This is a genomic window from Burkholderia sp. 22313 (assembly GCF_052045245.1).
Classification (GTDB): domain Bacteria; phylum Pseudomonadota; class Gammaproteobacteria; order Burkholderiales; family Burkholderiaceae; genus Burkholderia.
On record NZ_JBQEON010000002.1, the window covers coordinates 167,818 to 184,995 of the forward strand.

Consider the following 17,178-nt stretch of genomic DNA (forward strand, 5'->3'; position numbering starts at 1 on the left):
GAGCCGCATCGTTTCACCTGGAGAGAGACCATGAGCAGCAGAAGCATCCCGCGTTTCGCAGCATCGCGCCTCGCCTGTATCGCCCCGTTGGTCGCGCTGTGCGCCGCGCCGGCAATGGCCGCGGATCAGATCGTGTTCACGAGCTGGGGCGGCACGACCCAGTCGTCGCAACAGAAGGACTGGGCGCAGCCGTTCACGCAGGCGAGCGGCATCGGCGTGCTGATGGACGGGCCGACCGACTACGGCAAGCTCAAGGCGATGGTCGACAGCGGCAACGTGAGCTGGGACGTGGTCGACGTGGAGGGCGACTTCGCGTATGCGGCGGAGAAAGCCGGCCTGATCGAGCCGATCGACTATGGCGTGGTGAAGAAGGCCGACCTGGATCCGCGCTTCGCGACACCTTCCGCGGTGGGCAGCTTCTATTACTCGTTCGTGCTCGGCTACAACAAGTCGAAGTACACGGGCGCGCAGCCGCAGAACTGGGCCGACCTGTTCGATACCAAGCGCTTCCCGGGCAAGCGCACGTTCTACAAGTGGTCCGCGCCGGGCGTGCTCGAAATCGCGCTGCTCGCCGACGGCGTCGCGCCCAACAAGCTGTATCCGCTCGATCTCGATCGCGCGTTCAGGAAGCTCGATTCGATCAAGGGCGACATCGTCTGGTGGAGCGGCGGCGCGCAGTCGCAGCAGCTGCTCGCGTCGGGCGAGGCGCCGATCGGCATGTTCTGGAACGGCCGCCTGCATGCGCTCGCGCAGACCGGCGTGCCGGTCGGCATGTCGTGGAACCAGAACCTGACCGCCGCCGACATGCTCGTGATCCCGAAGGGCGCGAAGCATCGCGACGCGGCGATGAAGTTCCTCGCCGCCGCGACGAGCGCGCAGTCCCAGGCGAAATTCGCGGCCGATACCGGCTATGCGCCGATCAACGTGAAGTCGGCCGCGCTGATGCCGCCGGCCATCGCGAAGACGCTGCCCGACCAGTACAAGAGCTCGCAGATCAATCTCGACATGAAGTACTGGGCCGAGAACCGCGACGCGATCGCGAAGCGCTGGTACGCGTGGCAATCGAAGTAAGCAGGCCCGCACGCAGGCTGCCGGCACGCGTTCCGATCGGGATCACGAATCGAATCGAACCGCGCCGGCCGAGCAACGCATCTGCATGGGGCCAGGGTGGCGGGCGCTGAAGGGCGCTGAAATGCCGGCTCTGGCCGACAAAGGAGACACCATGCCCAACGTATTGAGTACCGTCGCGCATCCGCCGTCGGCGGCCGCGCGCAAGCGGCGCGACTGGCGCAGCATCCGGCTGCTGACGCCCGCGATGCTGCTGCTCGTGATTTTCTTCCTGCTGCCCGTGCTGTCGCTGCTGCTGCGCAGCGTGCTCGAGCCGACGCCCGGGTTGCACAACTACGCACAACTGCTCGGCTCGACGACCTACGTGCGCGTGTTCGGCAATACGTTTCTCGTCGCGACGGTCGTGACGCTCGTCACGCTGCTGGTCGGCTTCCCGATGGCGTGGCTGCTCGCCATCGCGCCGCGCAAGCTCAGTGCCGTGCTGTTCGCGATCCTGCTGCTGTCGATGTGGACCAACCTGCTCGCGCGGACCTTCGCGTGGATGGTGCTGCTGCAGGGAACCGGGCCGATCAACCGCGCGCTGATGGCGATCGGCGTGATTCACGAGCCGCTGTCGCTCGTGAACAACCTGACCGGCGTGACGATCGGCATGACCTACATCATGCTGCCGTTCCTCGTGATGCCGCTGCATGCGACGCTGCGCGGCATCGATCCGTCGACGCTGCGCGCCGCCGCCGTGTGCGGCGCGAGCCGCTGGCAGGCGTTCTGGCGCATCCTCGTGCCGCTCGCGATGCCCGGTGTCGCGTCGGGCGCGCTGATGGTGTTCGTGATGGCGCTCGGCTACTTCGTCACGCCGACGCTGCTGGGCGGGCCGTCCTACATGATGCTCGCGGAACTCATCGCGCAGCTCGTGCAGGAGCTGCTGAACTGGGGCCTTGCGGGCGCCGCGGCGTTCGTGCTGCTCGCCGTGACACTCGCGCTCTATGCGTTGCAGCTGCGCTTCACCAACAGCGCCAACGCCACCACCGGAGGTCGCTGACATGCTGCTCGATTTCGATCGCCTGGGCGCGCTGCGCTGGGTTCTCGTGGCCGTGGGCGCGGCCGTCGCGCTGTTCCTGCTGTTGCCGATCTTCTTCATCGTCGCGCTGTCGTTCGGCGATTCGCAGTGGCTCATCTTCCCGCCGCCGGGCTGGACGCTCGAATGGTATCGGCAGCTCTTCACCGATGCCGGCTGGCTCGACTCGTTGATGACCAGCGCGAAGCTCGCGGTGATCGTCACGGCGCTGTCGGTCGCGATCGGGTTCCTCGCGTCGCTGGCGCTCGTGCGCGGCAAGTTCCGCGGCCGCGAAGCCGTGCGCGGCTTCTTCCTCACGCCGATGGTGCTGCCCGTCGTCGTGCTCGCGGTCGCGCTCTATGCGTTCTTCCTGCGCATCGGCCTGAACGGGACGATGACCGGCTTCGTGATCGGTCACCTGATCATCGCGCTGCCGTTCTCGATCATCTCGATCAGCAACTCGCTCGTGAGCTTCGACACCGCGCTGGAGGATGCGGCGCTGATCTGCGGCGCGTCGCCGCTCACCGTGAAGCTGCGCGTCACGCTTCCCGCGATCCGGCTCGGCCTGTTTGCCGCCGCGATCTTCGCGTTCCTCGCGTCGTGGGACGAAGTCGTGGTGTCGATCTTCATGTCGAGCCCGACGCTGCAAACGCTGCCCGTGCGGATCTGGGCGACGTTGCGGCAAGACCTGACGCCCGTCGTCGCGGCCGCGTCGTCGCTGCTCGTCGGACTGACGACCGTATTGATGCTGGCGGGCGCCGTCGTGCGCCGCGCACGCGCCCACTGAGGTAACACGCCATGACTGCATTCCTGCAAATCCAGCGCCTGCGCAAGACCTACGACGATGTCGTCGCGATCGACCACGTGTCGCTCGACGTCCGCAAGGGCGAATTCATGACCTTCCTCGGGCCGTCGGGTTCGGGCAAGAGCACCACGCTCTATATCGTCGCGGGCTTTCAGGAGCCGACCGACGGCCGCGTGCTGCTTGACGGCAAGTCGCTGCTGTCGGTCGCGCCGAACCAGCGCAACATCGGCATGGTGTTTCAGCGCTATACGCTGTTCCCGCACCTGACCGTCGGCGAGAACGTCGCCTTTCCGCTGCGCGTGCGCCGTCGGCCCGATGCCGAAGTGCGCGCGAAAGTCGAGCAGATGCTGAAACTCGTGCACCTGTCCGAGTGCCGCGACCGCATGCCCGCGCAGCTCTCGGGCGGGCAACAGCAGCGCGTCGCCATCGCGCGGGCGCTGGCGTACGATCCGCCGGTGCTGTTGATGGACGAGCCGCTCTCCGCGCTCGACAAGAAGTTGCGCGAGGAAATCCAGCTCGAACTGCGCCGCATTCACCAGGAAACCGGCGTGACGATCCTCTACGTCACGCACGACCAGGAGGAGGCGCTGCGCCTGTCGGACCGCATCGCCGTGTTCAACCAGGGTCGCATCGAGCAGGTCGGCACCGGCGAGGAGCTTTATGCGAATCCGGCGTCGCGCTTCGTCGCGAGCTTCATCGGCAATTCGAATTTCCTGCCGGTCAAGGTGACGAAGCACGGCGACGGCCGCCTCGGCGGCGTGTTGCCCAACGGGCTCGAAATGGCGTCGGACGCGTTTCATCCGACGCTCGCCGCCGGCGACGAAGGCGCGCTGATGATCCGCCCGGAACAGATGCGCATCAGCTCGCTGCAACGCGCCGGCGGGTCGAACGGCACGGCGGGCCTGCCGGTGACCGTGCGCGACGTCACCTATCTGGGCGATGCGATGCACTACGCGGTGGCGACACCGTGGCAGCAGGAGATCTCGATCCGCATGCCGGCCGCCCATCGGCACGACAACGGGATCGTGATCGGCGCGCAGGCCCTCGTCGACTGGGACGCACGCGACGTGCGCCTCTTCGCGCAAGCCTGACGGCGGCCGCCATGAATCCCGCACTGCCGTCCCTGAAAGTCCAGCGACCCACCGCCACGCTGCGCGAGCTTGCGCTCGAGAAGATGCGCACCGCGATCCTGGACGCGCATTTCCAGCCCGGCGAGCGGCTGGTCGAGCGCTCGCTGTGCGAGATCCTCGGCGTGAGCCGAACCGTCGTGCGCGAAGTCCTGCGGCATCTGGAAACGGAAGGGCTGGTCGACTCGATCCCGAACCAGGGGCCGATCGTCGCGATCCTCGACTTCGACACGGCGGCCGAGATCTACGAAATCCGCGCGTTGCTGGAAGGCGAGGCGGCGATGGCCTGCGCGCAGCATGCGGATGAAACGCTGGTCGCCGAGCTGGCCGCGTGTATCGACCAGATCCAGCACGCGTTCGATAAGCAGGATCACCAGGCGGTGAAGGCGCTCACGTCGGCATTCTATGAGCGCATGTTCATCGCCGGGAAAAAGCACGTCGCGTGGGAGATCGTGCAGACGCTGATCGCGCGCATCAACCGGTTGCGTGCGCTGACCATCGCGTCGGACGATCGCGGGCGCCAGGCGGTCGAGGAAATGCGCGAGATTCTCGCGGGTATCGAGACGGGCAACGGCGTGGCGGCGCGCGCGGCGGCCATCGCGCACGTCGGCCGGGTGGCCGAGATCGCGCGCAAGCTGTTGGCGCAGGGTCACGAGAGTGCTGGGTGGCGTCAGGCGGGGTAGTGAAATTCGCTTTACGGCGCCGTTTCTGATTTGACTGCTTTGCACTGCGAATGGGATGAGGATTTCAGGAATTGCAGGAAATCCCGTCGTCGCACCGTAGCGTCACCACAGATCGTCATTCGAAATTTTCCGTATTCGCGGCCCGAGTCGTGCTCGGGTCGCCCGTTGCATTTTTATCCCCGGAAGGAACCAACGTGGAATTGACAACGCTGTTGAAGGATCCGGCGCTCTTGCGTCATCAGGCTTATATCGACGGGCAATGGTGCGACGCCGACTCGGGCGAGCGCCTCGACGTGCTCGATCCGGCGACGGGCGCGACGCTTGGCGGTGTTCCGCTGATGGGCGCGACCGAGACGACGCGCGCGATCGACGCCGCGAACGCGGCCTGGCCGGCGTGGCGGGCAAGCACGGCGAAGGAGCGCGCGCGCATCCTGCGCCGCTGGTACGAATTGATGATCGAGCACGCCGACGATCTCGCGCTGATCCTGACGGCCGAGCAGGGCAAGCCGCTGGCCGAGGCGAAGGGCGAAATCGTCTATGGCGCGTCGTTCATCGAATGGTTCGCCGAAGAGGGCAAGCGCGTGGCCGGCGACACGCTCGCCACGCCCGCGTCGGACAAGCGCCTCGTGGTCGTCAAGGAACCCGTCGGCGTGTGCGCGGCGATCACGCCGTGGAATTTCCCGAACGCGATGATCACCCGCAAGGTCGGGCCGGCGCTCGCGGCCGGTTGCCCGATCGTCGTGAAGCCCGCCGAGGCCACGCCGTTCTCGGCGCTTGCGCTGGCGGTGCTGGCCGAGCGCGCCGGGGTGCCGAACGGCGTGCTCAACATCGTCACCGGCGACCCGAAGGCGATCGGCGGCGCGCTGACGAGCAGCCCCGTGGTGCGCAAGCTGTCGTTTACCGGATCGACCGGCGTGGGGCGGCTGCTGATGGCGCAAAGCGCGCCGACCGTGAAGAAGGTGACGCTCGAACTCGGCGGGAACGCGCCGTTCATCGTGTTCGACGATGCCGATCTCGATGCGGCCGTCGACGGGGCGATTGCGTCGAAGTACCGCAATAACGGGCAGACGTGCGTCTGCACCAACCGCTTCTACGTCCATGACCGCGTTTATGACGCCTTCGCCGACAAGCTGGTGGCGGCGGTGAAGCGCCTCAAGGTCGGCCATGGCACCGAAGGCGGCGTGACGCTGGGGCCACTGATCAACGACGCGGCCGTCGGCAAGGTCGAAGCGCATATCGCGGACGCACTCGACAAAGGCGCGACGCTCGCCACCGGCGGCAGGCGGCATGCACTCGGACACGGCTTTTTCGAGCCGACGGTGCTCCTGAATACCACCGCGCAGATGGACGTCGCGCGCGAAGAAACGTTCGGGCCGCTTGCGCCGCTGTTCCGCTTCTCGAGCGACGACGAGGTCGTGAAGCTCGCCAACGACACCGAGTTCGGGCTCGCCGCTTACTTTTACAGCCGCGATATCGGGCGCGTGTGGCGGGTGGCCGAGCAGCTCGAATACGGGATGGTCGGCATCAATACCGGCCTCATTTCGAACGAGGTCGCGCCGTTCGGCGGCGTGAAGCAGTCGGGGCTCGGCCGCGAAGGATCGCATTACGGCATCGATGATTATCTGGTCATCAAGTATTTGTGCATGGCGGTCTGAGCGCCGGTTTGCTCCATCTTGTCCGGTTGCATCCGGCACCTCCCGCCGCGCATGGCGACATCGTGCGATGCGCGCTTGTCGTCGTACATGTCGTCGCGCATTCCGACGCCGGCCCCGGTAGCACGAAACGTACCCTCGACATGTACTGCACGACCGGCCGGTGTCGCCGCACCGGCGGGCGGCCCCAATTGCCCGAGGCCGCCTATAATCGCTACCAGCGTGTCGAAGAAAATCGCGGTTACCAAGTTGGGGGGTGTCCAAATGGGACAGTGCCGTCGCATCTATTCACGCTTCCTCCTCACAAGCTCGATCGCCGCTCTGGCAATGCTGGCAGGTCCGGGCCCCGCGCACGCCGAAGACACGCCTTCGAGCGCGCCGGCCGCGTCCCCGCCCTCGGCAAGAAAGATCGACGTCTATGCGGTCTATGGCGACGGCCGCGCGACCGAGGGCGGCGACATGCACTGGCGTGCGTACGAAGTCGGCTTCGGCGACGTCCTGAACGAATACCTGTCGGTCTACCTCGCGTATCTGAACGAAGGGCACCCGCAGGATCACCATCGTGACGGCTTCGCCGCCCTGGGTTCGTTTCGCTGGCCGGTCGGCAATCGTGTGATGCTCGAATTGTCGGCGGGGCCGTATTTCAGTATCGACACGACCCATGTCGACAACCAGGCGCGCAATGAAAAGCGATGGGGCGTGCGTGCGTCGGCGGCGGTGCGGTATTACGTCGTTCCCGACCGCTTCTACCTCAAGGTGCAGTACAACCACGTCCAGATGATCGGCGGATTCAATTCCGACGCGGTGCTGTTCGGCATCGGCTCGAATTTCGGCGGCGATCCCGGCCCGGCGTTGTCGGACGGCAAGACGCAGGTCAGCGTGTGGGCCGGGACGTCGCAGACGAACCGCCCCCAGGTGCCGATCGAAAAGGGGTATATGGTCGAAGTGAAGCGGCCGCTCGGCAATGCGTGGGCCTATTCGGCGAGCTTCGTCTACGAAGGCAACAATGGCGTCGCCGGCCGAAGAGGTGTGGCCGCGCAATTCTGGTACGTCGCGCCGATCAGGAGCAAATGGACGCTTTCGGCAGGCGTCGGTCCGTATGTGTCGCACGATCGGGACGAGACCTCGAGCAAAACGAGGCTCAATGCGCTGCTCAGCGCGCAGGTGACCTATCAGGTCACGAACGATTGGGCGGCGAGCTTGCGCTTCAATCGGGTCGCAACCGGCAACGACAAGGACCAGGACATGTTCATGGTCGGTGTGGCGCGCAATTTCTAGGGATCTATTCATGTGCACGGCCGACGCACCACGCGCCGAGGCAGGCACGACAATCGCTCCGATACGCACATGAACGCTGCACTGTTGAGGGGCAACGCCATGCACGTATTCACGAATTTGAGCCCATTGGTCTCGCTGATCGCGGGGATTCTGATCCTGGCGGTACCGCGCCTGCTGAATTACATCGTTGCAATCTACCTGATCATCATAGGATTGCTCGGGCTGTTCGCCGGACATATCCACTGACGAGAGAAAAAACTGCAGCGATACGGTCTTCGGCAATCAGCGCAGGCGCGTCCGAACCTAAATATGCTCGACGCGTACCTCGGCTGAATCCCTGGGCACGGTCAATCGCGTGCGGCCAAGCAGTGCGTCCGCGGGCGCGGTTCCGTCCGGGTTCAACGGCTTCACCTTGTTGAACGTCACGGAAAAATGTTCCGGCGTGACGGTGGCCGACGCATAACCCTGCGCATCATGGTCGGCGTGGCACAGATCGGGGTTGTTCGCCATCAGGAAGCTGTCGAGTCTGGCAGGAGTCGCCGCCATCGATGCCAGTGGCGTCCCTTTCCAGGCGCCTTTCAGGCAGGCATGGAAGGACGTGCTGCTGATGCCGGCGCAGACGAAGTCGACGATCACCGGCACCCCCGTCGCGGGATCGGGATCGTCCCGCACGATGCCGCACTGAAACGCATGCAGATCCCCGGTGATCGCGACGACGTTACGGATGTCGTGCTCCCGCAAGTAAGCGAGCAACGCATGCTTGTGCGCGGGATAGCCGTCCCAGGCGTCGCAATCGATCACGAGGCGGGCCGCGGGTGTCTTGGGCGCGCCCGGCATCACGAACCATAGACGATTCAACATCACCTCGTTGCCCCATACCTTCCAGGTTGCCGGCGAGCCGCTCATCGCGGCTTTCCACCAGCGCGTCTGTTCCGGGCCCAGCATCGAAGGCGGGCGACCGAGCTGCTCGGTATCGCGTGCCTCGTCACGTTGCAGCACGTCCTGCTTGACGAAGTAGCGCGAGCCGGTCGCGTCGTCCCCCTGTACCGGGTCGTGTCCGTGTGCACGCGCCACGGCCGCCTCGCTCACGACGTGGTCGTCGCGGTACAGCCGTTCGTCCGTCATCACCAGGTGCATCAGCATGCCGAAACGAAAATCGCGATAGATGCGAATGTTCGTGTACGACGAATTGTCCGGCTCGAAGCGCACATCGCTCCAGTCCACCGGCATGTACTCCGCCCACGCGCGACTGGCGCTGCGGCGGCGCCGGGTTTCCTGTCGCTCCTCGTTGGTGTAGACCTGATGATCCTGCCAGCAGTCGTCGGAAAATTCGTGGTCGTCCCAGATCGCGATCATCGGCAGGCGCTGGTGGAGCGTTTGCAAGCGCGGATCGGTTCGATAGGTGCGATAGAGCGTCCGGTAGTCTTCGAGCGTATCGGCATACGCGCGGCCGTCCGCGAGCCGCTTGCCGCCGGGCAAGCGCAGCGGAGGATGGGCGGGCTCGGCACGGCCGGGGGGGACGGTCCCGACCGTTTCATAGATGTAGTCGCCCACGTGCACGATGAAATCGAGATCGCGTTCGGCGGCCAGCAGCGTCATCGCTTGCCAATGGTTGACGCTCCAGTCCTGGCAGGTGAGCCACGCGAAGCGAACCCGTTCGTTGGCCTCGTTCGCCTCTGGCGCCGTGCGCGCGACACCCGTCACGCTGACGTCGTCGCCGGCGACGAACCGGTAGTGGTAGATCGTCTTCGGCGCGAGCGCTGTCACCTTCGCGCGCACGGTGAAGTCGTAGGTAGCCAGCGCGCGGAGCGGTACCTTGGCGACGAGCGTCGAGAAATCCGGCTGCGTCGATACGTCGAGTCGCAGCGGGACCGCGCGCGCGACGCCTTTTGCAGGGTGTTGGATGCCCCCGGATGCCGGCACGCATCGCGTCCAGAACACGATGGAGCGATCGCGCGGATCACCGCTTGCGACACCTTGCGGGAATCGCTGGAGGTGCGCGCCAGCAGCGCCGGCCGGCAGGGCCGCCCGTGGCGCGCCGAGCTTGGCGGTGGCCGCCGCAATGGTAAAAAAGGTCGACGACTTGAGGAAACGGCGACGATCCATTGACCCTCCCGATCGACATGCCGGGGCTGCGGAAAGCGCTGCGGCAAGCGTCTGCTTCTGTCGCGCAACAAGCTTGCCACCACCACGCAGCACGAGGAGATGGCGCAGCCGATCCGGAACCGTACCGCGAGGCGCCACGGCTGAACAGTCGTGGGAACGCGATTTGCGAAGGCACGCGCGTGGCAGAACAGGCCCTTATCGGCCATCCCGCAAATTTCATGCGCGCGTCGCGGATGGTCCGGCAATCCGGTTTCGCGCGGTCAGTCCCTTGCTTGCGCACGCAATTGGCAGGTCGAACGTGATTGGGCGTCGGTATCGTCGAACACGCCCGTTTGATGCGCATTCAGGAACACGAATCGCTCGATATCGCGCAGCCAACCCGAGGAGTGAAAAATTCACATCCGCCCCACCATCGGCAAGGCGGCCGCATGGCTTTCCGTTATCGTTGCCGTGGCGCTTGCAGTGCTGGTTATCTTCATCGTGACGTTCGACTGGAATCGCGCCCGGCCCTGGATCGACGACAAGGTGTCGGACGCGATCGGACGCCCGTTCGCCATCAACGGCGACCTGCGTGTCGGGTGGCGCCGGCCCGCGAGCGAGCAGGGCTGGCGCGCATGGGTGCCATGGCCGCGATTCAGCGCGCGCAATGTCACGATCGCCAACCCCGATTGGGCGCGCACCCGGCATTTCGTCGCGCTGGACGAGATCAGCTTCGAAGTCGAGGCGCTGCCGCTGATGGCACGCCGCATCGTGATTCCGGCAATCGATCTCGTCAATCCGTCCGTCGACCTCGAACGCCTCAAGGACGGGCGAGTCAACTGGACGCTCAAGCTCAAGCAGCCCGCACAACGGGGCCGGTGGGCGCTCGACCTGCATGCGATCGCGTTTGCCCAGGGCAACCTCGGCTACTACGACCAGCAAAAGCAATTCGATCTGAGCGCCGTGATCGACACGCTTGGCCAGCCGATTCCGTTCGGCGCGATGGTGAAGCAGCAGGAGGCGTCAGCGCACCGGGAATCGGCACGGGTCGTCGGGCCGGCCGGTCAAAAAAAGCTCGCGGCCCAGGCGCATGCCGGTTCAGCGCAGTCGGTGGTTCCTGCGTCGGGTGCCGAGGCGGCGTCCCGCGCATCGGCAGCGGCTTCGCAAGCCGTGGCCGCGGCTTCGCATGCCGCGGCGACCGGATCCAGCACCACGATCGCCCCGTCGGTATCGGGGCCACCGGGGGCACCGAACCCACCTGCAACGGCCGCGCCGGGCGCAACGGTCGCGTCGGCGACGAGCGCATCGGCAGGCGCGGCGCCCGCGGCATCTGCCGGCGTTGGCGCTTACATGATTGGCTGGACCGTCAAGGGGACCTACAAGAAGGGGCGTGTCGCCGGCAATGGCAAGATCGGCAATGTGCTGGAGGTGCAGGGCACGCAGCGCCCATTTCCGGTTCAGGCCGATTTGCGCTTTGGCGACACGCACCTGGCACTCGTCGGCACGCTGACCGATCCGTCTCACCTGGCAGCGGTTGATCTGCGATTGTGGCTCGCGGGCACCAGCATGGCCAAACTGTATGAAATCACGGGCATCACCCTGCCCGAAACCGCTCCTTATGCGACCGACGGCCGACTGGTCGGCCAATTCCGCGCGTCCGGCAACGTCTTCAAGTACGAGAACTTCACCGGACGCGTCGGCGGCAGCGATCTCAACGGCACGTTGGTGTACGTTTCGCGCGAACCGAGGCCGCTCTTGTCCGGCACGCTGGTGTCGAAGCTGCTGCGGTTTTCCGACCTTGCGCCGCTCATCGGCGCCGACACGAATGCCAGCAAGGCGCGGCGGGGCGCCGCCGTCGCGCAGCCCGCGAACAAGGCGTTGCCGGTCGAGCCATTCCGCACTGACCGCTGGAAGAAGATCGACGCCGACGTCCGATTTACCGGGCGGCGCATCATCAAGACCTCGAACTTGCCGATCACCGACCTGTCGACCCACGTCGTCATGCAGGACGGTGTGCTGACGCTCAATCCGCTGAACTTCGGGGTCGCGGGCGGTACGCTGGCGTCGAACATCCACCTGGACGGCAGCGGCGTCCCGCTCAAGGGGCGGTTCTCGCTGCAGGCGCGCCATCTGAAACTCAAGCAATTGTTCCCGACCTTCTCGGTGATGCAGACAGCGCTCGGCGAGGTCAACGGCGATGCCGCGCTATCGGCCACCGGCAATTCGCCGGCGGCACTCGCGGCGACGTCCAACGGGGAAGTGAAGACCTTGGTGACCGACGGCACGGTGAGTCTCTTGCTGATGGAAGCCGCCGGGCTGAACGTTGCAAACGTGGTGTACGAGAAACTGTTCGGCACACGTGACGTAAAGATCAACTGCGGGGCGGCCGACTTCGTGGTCACCAACGGGGTGCTCGACTCGCGCGTATTCGCGCTCGACACCGACGACGCGGTGATCGGAATGAACGGCAGCGTGAACCTGCGAGACGAAACCATGAACCTGACGATTCATCCTCATACCAAGGGATTCAGGGTGATATCGCTACGCTCGCCACTGTATGTGACCGGGTCCTTCAAGCAGCCGCACGTCGGGGTGAAGGTTGAATCGCTGATCGCGCGTGGCGCGGCGGCGGTCGGGCTGGGCTTGCTGAATCCGCTCGCCAGTCTGCTCGCGCTTGTGCAGCCGGGCCACAATCGCCCGTTGCCGTGCCGGCAGATGCTGGCCGGCATGGCGCAGCGCCCGACGGCGCCGCCGCCGGGCGTCCGGCAGAAGCCGAAGGCTGCACCGGCGTACATGAACGCGCCGTCGGCTGCTTCGACTGCTTCGACTGTTTCGGCTGCTTCAGCGCCGGCGGGTGCCGCGCGCAAGAATGCGGAGCGAGCGAACCCGGCCGCTTCTCACGACCGGTAACGCCGGTCGGGCGGGTTCGGAGGCGCTCGCCAGACTGGTTGGAATTAAACGTGGTCCTGCTAACTTGAACAAGGAGACGATAATGTTGCGATTAATTGCATGGATGTTGATTGCCGGCACCGCGGTTCTCGCCGCTTGCAACACCGTGGCGGGCGCAGGTCAGGACATTTCCAAGGGCGGCCAGGCGATCAAGAATGAGGCGCAAGAAGCGAAATAGTGGTGCCGGCGAAAGCGCGTTGAATCAGCGGCGATCGGTGCATGGTGGTTTGCTTGAGTAGAACCCGCGCGTGAATCGCGCGGGTTCTGTACTCATGGGAGTACGTGCGCTGGAGGCATCGAATGGCAAAGCGGAAATGGCCATCGAATTGGCCGTCGGCATTTCACTAGAAGTCGCGGAAAGTCATCGTGATCCTTGCTCGTTCAAATCCAGGTCGTTGAATTAGTAACATATAAAGCGTGGCAATTCTTCTTTCATCCGAGCTAGAATTGTGGCGCGACTACAATGTAGGAATACACTGGATGCCGCGCGGGTCTGATTTGCGGACCTGAACCATGCGACATCCGAATTCAACGGAGGTGGAGAAGATGGCAACGAACAAGCGCAGCTATTCAGATGTAAAGGCGCAAATCGAGGCGCTGGAAGCCGAGGCCGCAGCGCTGCGTGCGCAGGAAATCGCGGCGGTGATTGCCGACGTGCGGGAGAAGGTAGAAGCGTACGGCCTCACCGAACAGGACGTGTTCGGCCGCAAACGCGCTTCGCGCGCGAATGGTGGCGCTGCGGCGAAGAGCGCAGGCGTTCCGAAATACCGCGATCCGAAGACGGGTGCGACCTGGACCGGAAAGGGGCGCGCTCCGGCATGGATCGCAAAGACACGGAATCGCGATCGCTTCCTGATCGAGCCGTGAACGAAGTTGAAAGTCGAGCATGGTGTCGCCGACATTACCCGACGGGAAATACCAGGCCACGTGTCGTGAGCGGACAATCTTTGCCGCCACGGCGCACGGGCATGGCGATGTATTTCCGCACGCTGAGATGGTGGTAAAGGCGGGATGGGCGACGTTTACCCGAGACGGCGTTGAAGTATGGAATTGCAGCGCACGCTATGCCGCTGCGCACTTCGACGTTCAGTCCGCGTAGGAGAATCCGCGAATGAGCGAGCTGGTTCAGATTGCGCCGGGCGTTGTTTTTTCATCCGATGTGCTTGGCGCCGAGTGGGTGCACAAATATCGGCCGGGCGACGGGGAGGCAGCGTCTGCCGACCATCTGAGCCGGTCGGTAAAGGAATGCCGACCGGAAGTTCACGTGAGCATGCCGGGCCAGTTGTCGTTGTTATAAACGTATGCCAATCGGCCCGACTGCTGGAACGTCGGCTAATCTTTCTTGTCGCAATAGCGCGATCGTTACACGAAACTCTGCCCTGTACTCATTCGAGTCCACGGCAGTTCCCCCGGTTACATCACTGCTCGATTCGATTCAGTCCGACCCGCGGTTCCAGCTCGACGCATGTGTATTCGAAAGCGTGCGCTGGATAGTCGAACCCGGCTGCGGAACAGGAGCAAGTCTCCCGTCGGCTGCCGTTTCGACCACCTTTTACGCGTCTTTCAGCCAGGGCATTTCCACGGGCGACACGACCAGTTGCCGGAACTCGCGTTTCAGATCGAAGATGAACCCGACCAGGATCATGGAGTCGGCGTAAGGAATCGGAAAGACATGCGGGTTTTCCGGAGTACGCAGCGGGCGCTCGGGTGTTTCCGCTGTCGCCGCGGCGTTCTCGCGAATGCTTTCCAGTTCGTCGGCCATCGCCACGCCACCGACTTTCAGCACACGGCTGCGCAGGTCGCTCAAGGGCTCGATGCGGGTAGCGTCTTCGTGGTATTCGGGCACTTCGTATACGAACCAGGACATTTTCGTCTCCTGTGAGAAGGGGCGCCATTCTAACGCTACGCGAGGATTCACCGGAAATCGACCATGTGGTGCGATGGCCGCGGTCGCTGTAGGAGAGGTGAGGGTGGAGATTCGCGTCGCGGGCCGCGTCATCGCAGCGACATTTTTCTCGCGTAAATCTATCGCACCTCGCCAGTCGGCGGGGTACCGTTTTCTCGAGGAATACCGACCATGGCGGCAAAGCGCCTTCGCATCAACATGATTACCCGTCGCCAGTCGACGTTCGATGGCCGGCATCTCGACACCGAGGCGGCACGCCGTTCCGACGCGCTCGCGCAGGACGCGACGCCTGCTCATCTGAAAGGGACGCAGGGCGCCGAGGCTGAATGGCTGCCGCGCGTGAAGGTCAGCGAGCGATAAAACCCGGTCACGCCGGGCGAACCGCTGCGCGACAGCGGCGATCTCACCGTCCGGTCGCGCTCCCGATTTCGATCCATGTGAAACGCGCCCGCCGGCCGGCGAGCGCCGAATCACGAGCGGCGCGGCACGCCTGTCGCGCCTCGTCGCCAGACCGGTTCCGGACTGTGCGGCGCGGTGTTCTGCGTCGCCCGGCGCCGTCTCACGGCGCGGCCCCGCGTGTCTGCTGACCCAAGGGGGCTCGATGCGCCCGCGACGCCATGGGATCGTGGCTGCCGTCGTCGCCAGCCTGAGCTGGCGAATGCGTCAAGTCAACGGCGGCGCGTGCCCATGATCCCCCAAACCCCGGGCGTCGTCGTATTCCCGCGAAATATCCTTGTTCGTATAGTCCCCGAGCTTCGATGCGGCGATCACGCTCAGCACCGCACACACCAGCACGTACGCCGCGATCGCATACCCCGAGTGATAGTAGGCAAACAGCGCCGTTGCGATCAGCGGTGCCGGGCCACCGGCAATGACCGAAGCGAGCTGATAACCCATCGACGCGCCGCTATACCGCAACCGCCCGGTGAATGACTCGGCAATCAAGGCAGCCTGCGGTCCATACATCATCGAATGCGGGACCAGCGACAACACGATGGCCGCGAAGATCCACACCGGATTCCGGCTATCGACCATCGCGAAGTAGACGAATCCGAATACGCCGACGGCCGCCGCACCGATCACGTACATCCTCCGCCGCCCGATCAGATCCGACACGTGCCCGAACAGCGGAATGGTGAAGAACTCGACCACGGATGCGACCAGCACCGCCGCCAGCAGCAGTTCGCGCGTGACGCCCAGCGCCGTGATCCCGTAAGTGAACACGAACGCCGTATAGATATAGAACGGCGCCTGTTCGGCCATCCGCGCAAATGCCGACAGCACGATATCCCTCGGCTGCTTGCGCAGCACTTCGAGCATCGGCGTCTTCTCGATCCGGCGCTCGGCCAGCAGCTTCGCGAAGATCGGCGTCTCGAGAATATTCAGGCGGATATAGAGCCCGATCGCCACCAGCACGATGCTGAGGAAAAACGGCACGCGCCAGCCCCACGCGAGGAAAGCGCTCCCGGAAAACCAGCTCATGGCCAGCACGGCAAGGTTGGCGAGGAACAATCCCGCGGGTACGCCGAATTGCGGCCACGACGCGACGAAACCGCGATGCGTATTGGTGCGGGCCCACTCCATCGACATCAGGACCGAGCCGCCCCATTCGCCCCCCACGCCGACGCCCTGGATGAAGCGCAGTACCGTGAGGATGACGGCGCCCCAGATGCCGATCGTGGCGTAGGTCGGAACGAAGGCCACGGCGAACGTGGCGAGCCCCATCAGCAACAGGGTCACGATCAGTGTGGCCTTGCGTCCGATGCGGTCGCCGTAATGGCCGAAGATCGCCGCGCCGACCGGCCGTGCGACAAAGCCGACGGCATAGATCAGGAACGCCTGCAGCGTGCCGACGAGTGGATGGGATTGCGGGAAATACAGCTTTGCGAAGACCAGGCCGGTGACCGTGCTGTAGAGGAAGAAGTCATACCATTCGATGGTGGTGCCAATCGTGCTGGCGATGACGGCGCGGCGCAACTGGCGCCGGGCTTCCTCGTCGGAGAGGGGCGTGGCCGCGGATTGCATGGCAGCCATTTTGATATCTCCCGAAAAAGGGCGATAGAGAAATAAACCTTACGCCCCGCGACAGGTTCAGGCAAGCGCTAGCTGCGGATGGCCGGCACAGCATCAGGAGCCATTTATTCTGCGATCCTGATATATCAACATATGATATTTGATTGACAATCGCGGCGGTAACGATGGGGTTGGCATGATGTTCGAACTCAACGCACGAAAATGCCGAACTGGAATGTCGCGGAACGCTCGACGACCGTGTCTGATGCCGTCACGGCTTGCGCTGTCGCGTTCACTGTCGACGACGGCTGTCGTTCCGTCCATGCCGATGAGACGGATCGTCGCGCGCGAAGGTTACGTCGCCGCGTTCGCGATCGATGTGCGCATGCGGCGCTATCCGGCCGGCACCGCTCGCAGGTTTCCGTCGAGCGAGAGGGGCGTCGAAGATGCGCGCATCTTTCTTTCGTGGGATCGAGGTGAAAGGCCCCCCGCGCTCACCGGAAACGCAGACGCAGCCGGTTGGCACCCGCTCATTCCGCGTCTCTAGTCCCGGCTCAT

Annotated in this window: 17 protein-coding genes; 14 read left to right on the forward strand and 3 right to left on the reverse strand. The window is 64.5% G+C overall.

Annotated features, from left to right (window positions below):
• Positions 1 to 30: 30 nt before the first annotated feature.
• The 8 genes from ACTJKF_RS02455 to ACTJKF_RS02490 all read left to right on the forward strand — a co-directional run bounded on the left by ACTJKF_RS02455 (position 31) and on the right by ACTJKF_RS02490 (position 7,913).
• Positions 31 to 1,071: an ABC transporter substrate-binding protein gene (locus ACTJKF_RS02455; RefSeq protein ID WP_440621965.1), complete on the forward strand. Its 1,041-nt coding sequence runs from the start codon at positions 31 to 33 to the stop codon at positions 1,069 to 1,071.
• A 151-nt stretch (positions 1,072 to 1,222) separates the two neighbouring features.
• The gene (locus ACTJKF_RS02460) at positions 1,223 to 2,107 is read left to right on the forward strand and encodes an ABC transporter permease (RefSeq protein WP_440621966.1); all 885 of its coding nucleotides are present in this window, start codon (positions 1,223 to 1,225) and stop codon (positions 2,105 to 2,107) included.
• 1 nt (position 2,108) lies between these two features.
• Positions 2,109 to 2,909 (forward strand): ABC transporter permease, encoded by an 801-nt coding sequence (locus ACTJKF_RS02465; protein WP_440621967.1) that lies wholly within the window; start codon positions 2,109 to 2,111, stop codon positions 2,907 to 2,909.
• A gap of 11 nt (positions 2,910 to 2,920) precedes the next feature.
• Entirely contained in the window at positions 2,921 to 4,018 is a 1,098-nt protein-coding gene (locus ACTJKF_RS02470; RefSeq protein ID WP_440621968.1) for an ABC transporter ATP-binding protein, read from the forward strand.
• An 11-nt stretch (positions 4,019 to 4,029) separates the two neighbouring features.
• Entirely contained in the window at positions 4,030 to 4,737 is a 708-nt protein-coding gene (locus ACTJKF_RS02475) for a GntR family transcriptional regulator (protein WP_440621969.1), read from the forward strand.
• Positions 4,738 to 4,931: 194 nt separating this feature from the next.
• On the forward strand, positions 4,932 to 6,392 hold the full coding sequence (locus ACTJKF_RS02480; protein ID WP_440621970.1) for an NAD-dependent succinate-semialdehyde dehydrogenase: 1,461 nt from the start codon (positions 4,932 to 4,934) through the stop codon (positions 6,390 to 6,392).
• Positions 6,393 to 6,653: 261 nt separating this feature from the next.
• Positions 6,654 to 7,667 (forward strand): hypothetical protein, encoded by a 1,014-nt coding sequence (locus ACTJKF_RS02485; RefSeq protein WP_440622139.1) that lies wholly within the window; start codon positions 6,654 to 6,656, stop codon positions 7,665 to 7,667.
• A 99-nt stretch (positions 7,668 to 7,766) separates the two neighbouring features.
• A complete protein-coding gene (locus tag ACTJKF_RS02490; protein WP_301846384.1) occupies positions 7,767 to 7,913 on the forward strand; it encodes a DUF3096 domain-containing protein in 147 nt (48 codons plus the stop codon).
• Between the two features lie 57 nt (positions 7,914 to 7,970).
• Here the strand turns inward: ACTJKF_RS02490 and ACTJKF_RS02495 are convergent, their stop codons facing one another.
• Entirely contained in the window at positions 7,971 to 9,773 is a 1,803-nt protein-coding gene (locus ACTJKF_RS02495) for an alkaline phosphatase D family protein (protein WP_440621971.1), read from the reverse strand.
• 462 nt (positions 9,774 to 10,235) lie between these two features.
• On the opposite strand from ACTJKF_RS02495, the gene ACTJKF_RS02500 reads away from it, so the two are divergent.
• The 4 genes from ACTJKF_RS02500 to ACTJKF_RS02515 all read left to right on the forward strand — a co-directional run bounded on the left by ACTJKF_RS02500 (position 10,236) and on the right by ACTJKF_RS02515 (position 13,998).
• On the forward strand, positions 10,236 to 12,662 hold the full coding sequence (locus ACTJKF_RS02500) for an AsmA family protein (protein WP_440621972.1): 2,427 nt from the start codon (positions 10,236 to 10,238) through the stop codon (positions 12,660 to 12,662).
• A gap of 82 nt (positions 12,663 to 12,744) precedes the next feature.
• Positions 12,745 to 12,879, forward strand: coding sequence for an entericidin A/B family lipoprotein (locus ACTJKF_RS02505; protein WP_440621973.1), 135 nt, complete (start codon positions 12,745 to 12,747; stop codon positions 12,877 to 12,879).
• 368 nt (positions 12,880 to 13,247) lie between these two features.
• On the forward strand, positions 13,248 to 13,568 hold the full coding sequence (locus ACTJKF_RS02510) for an H-NS histone family protein (RefSeq protein WP_440621974.1): 321 nt from the start codon (positions 13,248 to 13,250) through the stop codon (positions 13,566 to 13,568).
• Positions 13,569 to 13,812: 244 nt separating this feature from the next.
• Positions 13,813 to 13,998: a hypothetical protein gene (locus tag ACTJKF_RS02515; protein ID WP_440621975.1), complete on the forward strand. Its 186-nt coding sequence runs from the start codon at positions 13,813 to 13,815 to the stop codon at positions 13,996 to 13,998.
• A 255-nt stretch (positions 13,999 to 14,253) separates the two neighbouring features.
• Here the strand turns inward: ACTJKF_RS02515 and ACTJKF_RS02520 are convergent, their stop codons facing one another.
• Positions 14,254 to 14,568 carry a helicase gene (locus ACTJKF_RS02520; RefSeq protein ID WP_440621976.1) on the reverse strand — a complete coding sequence of 105 codons (315 nt, stop codon included), beginning with the start codon at positions 14,566 to 14,568 and terminating at the stop codon, positions 14,254 to 14,256.
• 210 nt (positions 14,569 to 14,778) lie between these two features.
• Between ACTJKF_RS02520 and ACTJKF_RS02525 the strand changes: the two genes are divergently transcribed.
• The gene (locus tag ACTJKF_RS02525) at positions 14,779 to 14,967 is read left to right on the forward strand and encodes a hypothetical protein (protein ID WP_440621977.1); all 189 of its coding nucleotides are present in this window, start codon (positions 14,779 to 14,781) and stop codon (positions 14,965 to 14,967) included.
• Between the two features lie 303 nt (positions 14,968 to 15,270).
• Here the strand turns inward: ACTJKF_RS02525 and ACTJKF_RS02530 are convergent, their stop codons facing one another.
• The gene (locus ACTJKF_RS02530; protein ID WP_440621978.1) at positions 15,271 to 16,641 is read right to left on the reverse strand and encodes an MFS transporter; all 1,371 of its coding nucleotides are present in this window, start codon (positions 16,639 to 16,641) and stop codon (positions 15,271 to 15,273) included.
• Between the two features lie 175 nt (positions 16,642 to 16,816).
• Between ACTJKF_RS02530 and ACTJKF_RS02535 the strand changes: the two genes are divergently transcribed.
• Positions 16,817 to 17,167: a hypothetical protein gene (locus ACTJKF_RS02535; RefSeq protein WP_440621979.1), complete on the forward strand. Its 351-nt coding sequence runs from the start codon at positions 16,817 to 16,819 to the stop codon at positions 17,165 to 17,167.
• The last annotated feature ends 11 nt before the right edge of the window (positions 17,168 to 17,178 follow it).

What these genes read in the sequence shown, in the direction of transcription:
- ACTJKF_RS02455 (WP_440621965.1), top strand. Translation starts at nt 31, where the DNA reads ATGAGCAGCAGAAGCATCCCGCGTTTCGCAGCATCGCGCCTCGCCTGT.
- ACTJKF_RS02460 (WP_440621966.1), top strand. Translation starts at nt 1,223, where the DNA reads ATGCCCAACGTATTGAGTACCGTCGCGCATCCGCCGTCGGCGGCCGCG.
- ACTJKF_RS02465 (WP_440621967.1), top strand. Translation starts at nt 2,109, where the DNA reads ATGCTGCTCGATTTCGATCGCCTGGGCGCGCTGCGCTGGGTTCTCGTG.
- ACTJKF_RS02470 (WP_440621968.1), top strand. Translation starts at nt 2,921, where the DNA reads ATGACTGCATTCCTGCAAATCCAGCGCCTGCGCAAGACCTACGACGAT.
- ACTJKF_RS02475 (WP_440621969.1), top strand. Translation starts at nt 4,030, where the DNA reads ATGAATCCCGCACTGCCGTCCCTGAAAGTCCAGCGACCCACCGCCACG.
- ACTJKF_RS02485 (WP_440622139.1), top strand. Translation starts at nt 6,654, where the DNA reads ATGGGACAGTGCCGTCGCATCTATTCACGCTTCCTCCTCACAAGCTCG.
- ACTJKF_RS02490 (WP_301846384.1), top strand. Translation starts at nt 7,767, where the DNA reads ATGCACGTATTCACGAATTTGAGCCCATTGGTCTCGCTGATCGCGGGG.
- ACTJKF_RS02495 (WP_440621971.1), bottom strand. Translation starts at nt 9,773, where the DNA reads ATGGATCGTCGCCGTTTCCTCAAGTCGTCGACCTTTTTTACCATTGCG.
- ACTJKF_RS02505 (WP_440621973.1), top strand. Translation starts at nt 12,745, where the DNA reads ATGTTGCGATTAATTGCATGGATGTTGATTGCCGGCACCGCGGTTCTC.
- ACTJKF_RS02510 (WP_440621974.1), top strand. Translation starts at nt 13,248, where the DNA reads ATGGCAACGAACAAGCGCAGCTATTCAGATGTAAAGGCGCAAATCGAG.
- ACTJKF_RS02515 (WP_440621975.1), top strand. Translation starts at nt 13,813, where the DNA reads ATGAGCGAGCTGGTTCAGATTGCGCCGGGCGTTGTTTTTTCATCCGAT.
- ACTJKF_RS02520 (WP_440621976.1), bottom strand. Translation starts at nt 14,568, where the DNA reads ATGTCCTGGTTCGTATACGAAGTGCCCGAATACCACGAAGACGCTACC.
- ACTJKF_RS02525 (WP_440621977.1), top strand. Translation starts at nt 14,779, where the DNA reads ATGGCGGCAAAGCGCCTTCGCATCAACATGATTACCCGTCGCCAGTCG.
- ACTJKF_RS02530 (WP_440621978.1), bottom strand. Translation starts at nt 16,641, where the DNA reads ATGGCTGCCATGCAATCCGCGGCCACGCCCCTCTCCGACGAGGAAGCC.
- ACTJKF_RS02535 (WP_440621979.1), top strand. Translation starts at nt 16,817, where the DNA reads ATGATGTTCGAACTCAACGCACGAAAATGCCGAACTGGAATGTCGCGG.